This window comes from Lactobacillus sp. HBUAS51381 (assembly GCF_012641095.1).
Lineage (GTDB): Bacteria > Bacillota > Bacilli > Lactobacillales > Lactobacillaceae > Levilactobacillus.
The window spans coordinates 1-9,174 of record NZ_JAAVSC010000051.1; the positions used below are offsets into that span (position 1 = coordinate 1).

The 9,174-nt window shown below is 45.7% G+C and carries 9 protein-coding genes and 1 pseudogene; 8 read left to right on the top strand and 2 right to left on the bottom strand.

Annotated elements, in window-relative coordinates; genetic code table 11:
* Both gpmA and HEQ50_RS11960 read left to right on the top strand, forming a co-directional pair.
* A pseudogene (gene gpmA, locus HEQ50_RS11955) lies at nucleotides 1-85 on the top strand (2,3-diphosphoglycerate-dependent phosphoglycerate mutase); the annotation flags it as partial.
* Nucleotides 86-332: 247 nt separating this feature from the next.
* Nucleotides 333-578 carry a hypothetical protein gene (locus tag HEQ50_RS11960; RefSeq protein ID WP_168900726.1) on the top strand — a complete coding sequence of 82 codons (246 nt, stop codon included), beginning with the start codon at nucleotides 333-335 and terminating at the stop codon, nucleotides 576-578.
* A 441-nt stretch (nucleotides 579-1,019) separates the two neighbouring features.
* Here the strand turns inward: HEQ50_RS11960 and HEQ50_RS11965 are convergent, their stop codons facing one another.
* A complete protein-coding gene (locus HEQ50_RS11965) occupies nucleotides 1,020-1,397 on the bottom strand; it encodes a type II toxin-antitoxin system PemK/MazF family toxin (protein WP_168900727.1) in 378 nt (125 codons plus the stop codon).
* Entirely contained in the window at nucleotides 1,394-1,648 is a 255-nt protein-coding gene (locus tag HEQ50_RS11970) for an AbrB family transcriptional regulator (RefSeq protein WP_211089330.1), read from the bottom strand. The genes HEQ50_RS11965 and HEQ50_RS11970 overlap by 4 nt, the downstream gene beginning before the upstream one ends.
* Before the next feature lie 331 nt (nucleotides 1,649-1,979).
* Here HEQ50_RS11970 and HEQ50_RS11975 point away from each other — a divergent pair, with 331 nt between their 5' ends.
* The 6 genes from HEQ50_RS11975 to HEQ50_RS12000 all read left to right on the top strand — a co-directional run bounded on the left by HEQ50_RS11975 (nucleotide 1,980) and on the right by HEQ50_RS12000 (nucleotide 8,852).
* On the top strand, nucleotides 1,980-2,348 hold the full coding sequence (locus tag HEQ50_RS11975) for a hypothetical protein (RefSeq protein WP_168900728.1): 369 nt from the start codon (nucleotides 1,980-1,982) through the stop codon (nucleotides 2,346-2,348).
* Nucleotides 2,349-2,719: 371 nt separating this feature from the next.
* The gene (locus HEQ50_RS11980) at nucleotides 2,720-2,986 is read left to right on the top strand and encodes a Mor transcription activator family protein (protein ID WP_168900729.1); all 267 of its coding nucleotides are present in this window, start codon (nucleotides 2,720-2,722) and stop codon (nucleotides 2,984-2,986) included.
* 13 nt (nucleotides 2,987-2,999) lie between these two features.
* A complete protein-coding gene (locus HEQ50_RS11985) occupies nucleotides 3,000-3,686 on the top strand; it encodes a zinc ribbon domain-containing protein (protein ID WP_168900730.1) in 687 nt (228 codons plus the stop codon).
* A gap of 14 nt (nucleotides 3,687-3,700) precedes the next feature.
* Complete coding sequence (locus tag HEQ50_RS11990) at nucleotides 3,701-5,050, top strand: serine hydrolase (RefSeq protein WP_168900731.1); 1,350 nt, start codon at nucleotides 3,701-3,703, stop codon at nucleotides 5,048-5,050.
* 9 nt (nucleotides 5,051-5,059) lie between these two features.
* Entirely contained in the window at nucleotides 5,060-6,172 is a 1,113-nt protein-coding gene (locus HEQ50_RS11995) for a PrsW family glutamic-type intramembrane protease (protein WP_168900732.1), read from the top strand.
* A 502-nt stretch (nucleotides 6,173-6,674) separates the two neighbouring features.
* Entirely contained in the window at nucleotides 6,675-8,852 is a 2,178-nt protein-coding gene (locus HEQ50_RS12000; RefSeq protein ID WP_168900733.1) for a MucBP domain-containing protein, read from the top strand.
* The last annotated feature ends 322 nt before the right edge of the window (nucleotides 8,853-9,174 follow it).

Consider the following 9,174-nt stretch of genomic DNA (forward strand, 5'->3'; position numbering starts at 1 on the left):
CCTTGAAATGGCAACTGGTGAACCCGTTGTCTACGACTTCGATGACAAGTTAAACATGACTAACAAGACGAAGTTGGGCAAGTAATTTCCAACTGACTCAGAGCCGCCTCGTTTGTGGGGGCGGCTTTTTCGTGGGAAAAAATTAAGAAGAGTGTGGCGAAGAGCGGTTAGGCAGTGAGCATTAACGGCAGTGGGTGGATTGGCCAGAATGGCCGATTCAACCGCTGGGGTTAAGCGCAACTGGCTGCTCGGTAGCCGCACGTTTCGTCACTAGCGGTCGCTAGGGTCGCCGCTAGCAACCGAAAATTTAGATAAGAGAAAAGAGATTGAACTTGGCAGACAAAGAAGTATCACAGATTGAAATGATGAAGATTATCGCGCTGTTTCGTAAGGAAGGGTTCAAGGGAGAGTATGAATCCTTCCAACGAGTCAGCGGGACTGATCGCGAATTCTTCGTGGTCATGAGTAATGAACAAGGCATCAAGGCACTGTTCCGGGCGAGTTTGATGTTGAACGCCGTTGAGTTCCAGTATGTGTTGGATGATAAGCATACGTTTGTGACGAAGTCAGCTGAATAGAAACGAATACGGCTAGGCCCCGAATGAGGGTCTAGCCGTATTTTAGACTTTAGAGTGAAATTAATTTGGACGATTTGTCCACCAGTATAGGCCATAAACTATCAGTAAAAGAATTACACAAATTGATAGGCTTCCTAAATACAACCAATTTAATGGTTCTAAGATTCCAATGGTGGCTAAAATTCCTTGAATAATGGAAATTAATACAATTACCAAGGTCAAAATTTTAATTACTTTATTCTTTGTCGTATTTGTCAAATGAGTTATCTCCAATGGGGTAGCAAATAATGAATCACATAATCACCAGAATTTTTGGGATCAAAAATCTCTTTTAAGCGTGCGATAATATTTCGGTCGTTCATTCTCAATCAGTGCCGTCCACAGATCCGCTTGACTGGAGATAAGTGAGCCGGTGAGCGGCGGAAATAAAGCTTTAACTATTCACTGAAGTGGTTGGTGATAATTTTCGTCAAAAAAATTCAAAAGTGCTCTGGTCAAATCGTTGAACTCTATGTTAGATAATTGGTCAACTGCCGGTGAGGTGATTCTCACGCTAGGATCAATAGACCGAAAGTGTTGTGTCAATATCGTCCCACGAATGCTATGGCTATTAGATAATTGAATAAAGAGTGGTGATTCTTTAAAACGTTGTTCTGTAAGAAACTTCTTGCTGGAACTAATGGGGACAACAATTACAGTATTGAAGTAGTGATTGTATTCGGAATTGCTAACAATCACGCAGGGCCTTTGTTTCTTTTGTTCGTTTCCTTTAGCGGGATCTAAATCTACATAATAAATCTGACCAGACTGATAGCTCATTTTGGAATAACCTCTTCTCCCGCACTAGGTCCCCAGTCGAGTTCATCAGTACTTAGATTGCCATACGTTTGTGCTTGTTTTTTAACGTCAGTCCAAAAATCATTGTCTTTTTTTAAAGTAACCGTGCCATTAATTAACTGAAAGACAACTTTATCTTGATCCGCTAATCCTAATGAATCACGAATCGCTTTAGGAACGGTTAATTGATTTTTTGAGGATAGTTTTGCTTTAATCCTAATTGCGTCTTGCATGCCACCATCTCCTTACTTTTTCTTACTTTAACATGCTGATTGCGTCTTTTCAATTGATATGAATTGGGTACAGCTACCCTAAAATTTTTTTTGGGGTAGCTCTTTTCGTCGTGAGCAAAAAGTCACTGATGGGCTTGGGCAGTTTGTCCCAAACGCTGATGCCGTAAAATCCTAAGGACAATCCATTGACTCTTGCAATCAGAATAATCCAAACGGACATTAACAAGGAAAAGTGCCCACCATTGTGCACTTGAGTCGCCGTTTAGGTTGGCTATACTTAACTTGGTTGTGGCTATTACACAATCAACAATAAAGGAAAAGGGGAGACACGATGAAAAAAATGGCAAAAGTAATCGTGGCCTTAGTCGTCATGGCCGCTATCTTTACGGTACCGGCAACACTTGGTAAAACTGAGTTGACCGCCTATGCGTCACACAAAGCGATTTCTCTTAAAGAAGGGAAAAAGCTACTGAAGAAGGCCGGGTACCGTAGTGAGTTGGGATATGCCAAACTTTCTTCAAAATCAAAGAAGAAAACGGTGATTGTCACCTATCCGGGCGCTAAGGGAAAGGATATTTTCACCCTGAGGCCCAGGAGTAAGCACGTTAAGATCCACGCGGTATTTGGGACGCTGGATGGTGGCCACTTTAGCACCATTAACTATATTCATTTACCGCACAACAAGACGGTCAAACGTTAGAAAAATAGAAAATAATGTTACGAAGAAACGGCAAGGCCATTTTAAGTGGTCCTGCCGTTTTTGCGTCGGGTTAGGTATGGTCAGTTGATATTGGTGAAAGGGGCTAAATGATTTAGCCAGATTGAACTTAGCTGATTTATTTTTTCCCGCAAACAGCACCTACGAGGAGGTCTAGCGGTCGCCTTGGAGAAAGTCACCGTATTTAGGTGTCTTGGATTTCCCTTAACACCGGGATTTCAAATAAGCGGCAGTCTGCACGACAAGTTACCGGCCATTGTTAGGGCAGTTTTCGGGGAAAAGGGCGAGGATAAGTGCAGTTTCTAAACGATTCGCAAACAATTACAATTTAGCCTAAGGAGGTGACGGGGGCGATGACCGAGCGCATTGAGCTGGATGCCTTGCATCAATTTTACAAAAGTTTGAATACTTTGGTTGGGACCGAATCCATGCTGATTATTTATGAACATTACAAAGGAACCCAGTTAAACTTTCCGGTCCACTTGTACGATCGGAAAATAACAGCTCAACGGGTGCTGCAGGAATTTAATGGGCATAATCAACACGAATTGGCACGCAAGTATGGGTATTCGCAGAAATGGATTCAAATGGTGATGCGAGAAGCAAAAGAACATAAATAGGAGTGATTCCAAAATGGCAGATTCAAGAATTTTCAAACTAAATGATGACTTAGACTTGGAAAAAGTCGGCCAAGCAATTCAAAACTGGTTACGCGAAAAGAAGCAATTACACGCGGAAGGCATGCATACGAACGAAGGCTATCTGGTCCAAGCCAAGCAGGAAGATAGCTGGAAAACGATTGTCGGGATGGATTCCGCCATTCAAGTTCAGATTTTCAATGCCGGTGAAAATCAGATTATGGTGAACGTTGGATCGGGGAAGTGGATTGACAAGGCCGGCGCCGCAACGATCGGCATGATTGCCTTCGCCCCCCTGGCGGTCACCGCGGCGATTGGGGCCTGGAATCAAAAGAAGTTACCGGACGAACTCTTTGCCTACGTTGAGCAATTTATCATGAGTGGGGGTAAGTCCGTGACAGTCTCCATGGCGGCCAGTCAGGGAGCTCACGAAGGTGAAGTCATTTGTCCCAATTGTCATACGGCTAACAAGGCGGATGCGAAGTTCTGTATATCTTGTGGGACGAAGCTAGGGAAAGAATGCCCGAATTGCCATGCGGCAGTCGGATTGGATACCAAATTTTGCCCGAACTGCGGGACCGATCTGAATCCCAAGCCTCAGGAAAAAACCTGCCCCGACTGTCAGAACGTTGTGGCGGCCGAGACGAAGTTCTGTCCGAACTGCGGTCACGCCTTTAATTAGCGGGGATTGCGCAGATGAAAATTTGTCCAAATTGTGGTCATGAAAACGCTGCCGACGTTAACTTTTGTGAGAACTGTGGGACGCCCTTAGCACCGGAACCGGCCAGTCGTCCCGAGACAGCTGATCAAAAAACCTGCCCGCGGTGTCAGACGCTGAATCCCAGCGACAGTCGCTTCTGTGAGAACTGTGGTTATGATTTTGACGCAGCCGTTCAGCAACCGGAGAAAGCCAAATCCGAGCAAGACTCTCCGGCGACAGAACCAACGCATGCGGCTTCGTCAGCGACCGAGACGCCCGCTAAGTTAGCTTCCCCCCAGAAGGCCAGCCATCACCCACAAGCATCCGACACACCGCAGCCCGCAGCGCCTCGGAATAAGAAAAAATACAACTGGCTAATCAGTGCGGTCATCTTACTCCTGTTGCTTGGCGGTGGGGTGTACTTATTTTATCAAGGCCAGGGACACACTGCCCAAAAGGCACCAAGTCAGACGGCGAAGAAGGCCACCAGTCGTTCTCAAAGTTCATCAGCAACCACCAGTCAGTCCACGAGTAAGCCAGCCGTAACGTTTGGTAAATCAGCGATTGAAGACGACATTACGGCGACGGTCGGGCCTCTGGATGGGACCAACTCAGTCTATGTTTCCCCCGTGGATAGCCACGAGAGTGTTCTCGTCAACAATGGATCTCAGCGATCGGCCAGCAGCATTAAGATCTTTATCTTAGTCACGGCGTACGCCATGGCTAAGGAGGGCATCTTCAATCTGGATAGCACGCATACCGTCACCAATGATGAAAAGGTTGGTGGGACGGGGGTTATTCAGAACATGGCTGCCGGGACCAAGCTGACCTATCGTGAGGTGCTCAAGCACATGATTGATGACAGTGATAATACAGGGGCTAATATTATGATTGCCAAGATGGGTGGTCTGGGTCTGATTAACAATAAGATTAAGAGCATGGGCGCGACCGATACGAAGCTCCGGCGGAAAATGATGGATACGGCGGCCATTAATGATGGTCGCGACAATACCACGTCAGTCCGTGACTTGGGGATGACTTTGAAGAAGATCTATAATCACCAGCTGGTCTCAAAATCCGCTGATGATGAAATGCTGTCGATTCTGTCACAGAATAGCAATCGCAACAAGTTACCGAAGTTATTACCCAACGACCAAGGCCTTAAAATCTACAACAAGACCGGAGAATACGCCGATTATGGCGTCCAGAACGATGCCGAGATTGTCGCCAATCAGCGGGGGGCCTTCGTTGCCGTCGTGCTCTCTGAAGATGGCAAGGAATCCGATCAAGTCTCCGCGATGAATCAGTTGGGATTAAAGCTTTACCAGAATATTTTAGAGGAGTGAGGAAGTCGTATGAGATATTGTCCGCATTGTGGAAAACCAGTCAAGGAAACCGCGAAATTTTGTCCGAGTTGTGGCCAGCCGTTGCCCGCTTCGCCAGCCACGCCAGTCAGCAATGATTCCCATCCAGCCAAGGGAATCTACGATACGGCGACGGCCAAATTGAATCAGTATACGGGTGAAGAGGGTGCCGTTAAGGTTAATCTATCCGATTTGTTCTCGGAGGTATTTAAGCATCACTCAAAAGATGAGGCCAATGCCATCTTTATTGCGGGAACGAAGACGACGACACCGGCCTTGGCGGATGTCTCGGATGAGTGGGCCAAGCCGTGGCTGTTTTCACGAATTCTAGTTGGCTTCTTATTGGCTTTCGCCGCATTATTGTATATGGCGGTAAATTTTAATAACGACAAAGCCATTCCGGGGTTGATTCTGGTTGGGGCGTTTGCCGTACCGTTTTCTGGGTTGGTCTTTTTCTTCGAGGCCGACGCCTTTAAGGACATTAGTCTATTTGAAGTCGTCAAAGTCTTCTTTATTGGTGGGATTTTTTCGTTGGTTGTGACGTTATTTCTCTATCAATTCGTGACATACAGCACGAGTAGTCAGATTTATGGCGTGTTAACGCTGAAAGATTCGCTGTCAATCGGTTTGGTTGAAGAACTGGGTAAAGTGTTGATTGTGACTTACTTCGTCAGCCAATTGCAGGCCAAACACATTTTGGATGGCCTCCTGATTGGCGCGGCGGTTGGTGCGGGATTTGCCGCCTTTGAAACGGCCGGTTATATTTATAGCGCCGGTAATCAATTGGTGGCCGTCGCCATTCTACGCGGGTGGTCAGCGATTGGTGGCCATTTAGTCTGGGCCGCGATTTCCGGCGGCGCCTTAATGGTGGTCAAACGCGCACAGCCCTTTAAATTTAGCCAGCTTTTGGATGCCCGCTTCCTGGTATTTTTCGTGTTAGCGGTCTTGATGCATGCCGCTTGGGACTGGGACATTCTGATCTTGGGTAATTCTTATTTAAAGTTGATTTTGCTCATTGTCGTGGCCTGGATTGTTGTCTTTGTGTTGATGAGTGCGGGATTGAAGGAAATCTCCCATTTGAAACAGCAGAGTCAACAGGAATAACTAGCGTAACGGTGCCATTGCTAAGCTGAAAGCTTGGAAACAGCAATTTCCGTTTAAAAACCAACCTGTGTAATGAAATAGTGGAACATTAATGGCTGCCAGTCCCCCGAAAGGGACCGACAGCTATTTTAATTTTCAACCGTTTAGTTTATAGGATCAGCTTCGAATGCTGACTAGAAGGCTATTATCCAGATATAATCATTTGTAACGTACATGACTTATACGGATTAAAAGCAAAAATTGCTGGTTTACTTACCGAATTTAACTCGATAATCACATTGATGGCGGCGATAAATGCTGGATTGCTTAAAAACAAGGCTATTTATAAGTTAACTCTTAGAGTAATAAAATGTTTTTAGTATGCAGTAGATTTATATAACAATAGCAGTTATAATGAATTGTAATAAGGCAACATCATTGACTGGAAAGAATAGGGGCGCTGTCGATCATTTAGGTATCTGTGAATTGCGAATGAAGCTGGCGCATTCGAGGAGGACTTATGATGTTTTATTCGGGAGATAAAAACGTTCACTATAAAATGTATAAAAAAGGGAAAACGTGGATTTTTGCGGGTATCGTGACTACGGCTTTGACATTGGGAATTATGGGGCCAACGGCTCATGCTGATACAACGGCTACCAGTGCGACGGCAGTGCAGGAAGAACAGACGTCTAAAACCCCTGATGTGTCGCGCAGTACGTCCGAGACTGAGACTAAAGATACCCCTGAGACGGATGAAACGGTTACCCAGGAGACGACACAGCAAAACGTACCGCAATCTGAAGACACACCGAAACCAGAAAATGATGTTGACTCGACATTGACAAAGGTTCCTGTCAAAACGGATCAGATGGATGATGCCGTTACTGTTGAAAAAAAGGTGACACCGACAACACCGACTGAGCAACCTGTGGGCGATGGCGCAAAAACTAATGATGGGACGGCGGAACAAGTCAAAAAACAGGTTAAAAAGCTGGCACGTTCCGTTCCGGCCCCCGTTGCAACGCCGAAAGACTTGGTTAAGGACACGGATACGATTGACCAGTGGATGCCCAATAAAAAGTTACAACAAGTCGTTCTGTTACAGCTACGAAAGCAGAATCCGGGCAGAACCTGGAATAGCGTTGCAGATATCACGCAAGATGATATGGCACTATTAACGAGTCTGGTGGCTTACGGATCTAATGAGTCTGGTGGGATTGACACCTATAATGACCGGCAGCCGTTTTCAATTGAAGGCTTGCAGTATGCCGTGAACTTGACGCGAATCGAAATGGGAACGAGTTTCAATTATGCTTCACGAAAGTATTACGGAGATATCGTTGACATTTCACCGCTGACTAATCTGACGAAGCTTCAAACAATTAATCTGCAACAGAACCGAATTGAAGATATTTCACCACTTGCGGGCCTAAATAATGTAACCACACTCTATTTAATGTTCAATGCGATTTCTGATTTTTCGCCGCTTGCCGGCCATACGTACCAATCATTCACTGGTAATAATCAGGTTGTGTTTTTACCAACGATTAAGATTGATGCCAAAACGAGGGAGAGTCATCTTGTCTTTCAATTCAAGAACGAAAGTGGTGAGGTTGTGCCACTTGAAGGCCGGGGAGGAATTGCCTATCCAGATCGACTGGAAGGGACCACACCGACCATGATTTACAAGCTTTATTGGTCTGGTGGTACGCCGACACCAGATGGTGAGGGTGGCCTGTACTTTACGAATATGCAAGACCAGATTCCAGGAATTACCAGCTTCCCGGGCTATACCATTGATCCACTCGAGGAGAACTACTATCTTACGGGGGCGGTCACGACTAATTTTCCAGGTGGTTATAGCGTCGACATTGGGGTTGTTCAGCCATACGTCATTGGAGATATGGGTGGTACTGTGACTGCGCATTATCAGGATAAGGAAGGTAATAAATTAGCACCAGATGTGGTCTTGGATGATGGTTTTATCGGGGAAGATTACACGACGAAGGCCGCTGAAATCGATGGTTATACACTGACCAAAACACCAGCGAATGCAACTGGGAAGTATACCGAGAAGCCAACGGATGTTTACTACATCTATGAAGCCAAGACGGATCCAGTCGATCCCCCAGTTGTCGACCCTGACCCTGATACAGAGGTGACCGTGACCGTCCATTATCAAACGGCGGATGGTGCGACGGTTGCACCAGATCAGACTTTCACGGGAAAGAAGGGGACGACTTACACGACAAGTTCCGTCACGGTTGAAGGCTATACCTTGGTAGAAACACCAGGGAATGCTTCCGGAATCTTGGGTGATGGAGATATCGCGGTTACCTATATCTATGCGCCACTCGAGACCGATGGTGATGGTGATCAAATTGATCCGGAGACGCCAGACACCCCGGATACGGATACGTCTACTGATGAGAATGGTAGCGATGGGGATTCGGTCGCCACGACCCCAGATGTTGTTAATAATCAAGGCGGCAGTGGCGACCAAATCGTCATTGGAAAGACGCCTATTGCAAATAGTCCGGCTAACTTGGCCAGTCGTCCGACCACAAATACTGCTAAAACGGTGTTACCTCAAACCGGGGAGCAGCGTAGTGCGATAGGGTTATGGGGGATTGTAATCTTGATCGGATCGCTCCTTGGCTTGGCCGGAACGAAGCACAAAAAAATAAAGAAGTTTTGAATGCAGTTAAAATATAAGACTTGAAACTGTGAAAAAGCCTGGCAACTTAAATTACTAATTAGTATTTAATTGTTTGTGTCCAATAGAAAAGGTTAGCGAATCCGATTCTTAATAAGTAAGACCGACCAGGAGATAGAATTGAGTGTAGCGAGTTGTTTAAAGTAAGCTGGTTAAGCCATTAGGACACTGGCGGTTAAAAGTCCCAATGAGAATTGAATTGGTGTGTAAGCACCTAATAACTGACCGTCTATGATTGATGGTCGCAAAACGATATGATTACCTCATCAAATAAATTGGTGAGGTTTTTGTTATGGATAAACCA

Coding starts and splice junctions, on each gene's coding strand:
- HEQ50_RS11965 (WP_168900727.1), bottom strand. CDS start 1,397: ATGAGCTATCAGTCTGGTCAGATTTATTATGTAGATTTAGATCCCGCT.
- HEQ50_RS12000 (WP_168900733.1), top strand. CDS start 6,675: ATGTTTTATTCGGGAGATAAAAACGTTCACTATAAAATGTATAAAAAA.
- HEQ50_RS11995 (WP_168900732.1), top strand. CDS start 5,060: ATGAGATATTGTCCGCATTGTGGAAAACCAGTCAAGGAAACCGCGAAA.
- HEQ50_RS11990 (WP_168900731.1), top strand. CDS start 3,701: ATGAAAATTTGTCCAAATTGTGGTCATGAAAACGCTGCCGACGTTAAC.
- HEQ50_RS11985 (WP_168900730.1), top strand. CDS start 3,000: ATGGCAGATTCAAGAATTTTCAAACTAAATGATGACTTAGACTTGGAA.
- HEQ50_RS11975 (WP_168900728.1), top strand. CDS start 1,980: ATGAAAAAAATGGCAAAAGTAATCGTGGCCTTAGTCGTCATGGCCGCT.
- HEQ50_RS11980 (WP_168900729.1), top strand. CDS start 2,720: ATGACCGAGCGCATTGAGCTGGATGCCTTGCATCAATTTTACAAAAGT.
- HEQ50_RS11970 (WP_211089330.1), bottom strand. CDS start 1,648: ATGCAAGACGCAATTAGGATTAAAGCAAAACTATCCTCAAAAAATCAA.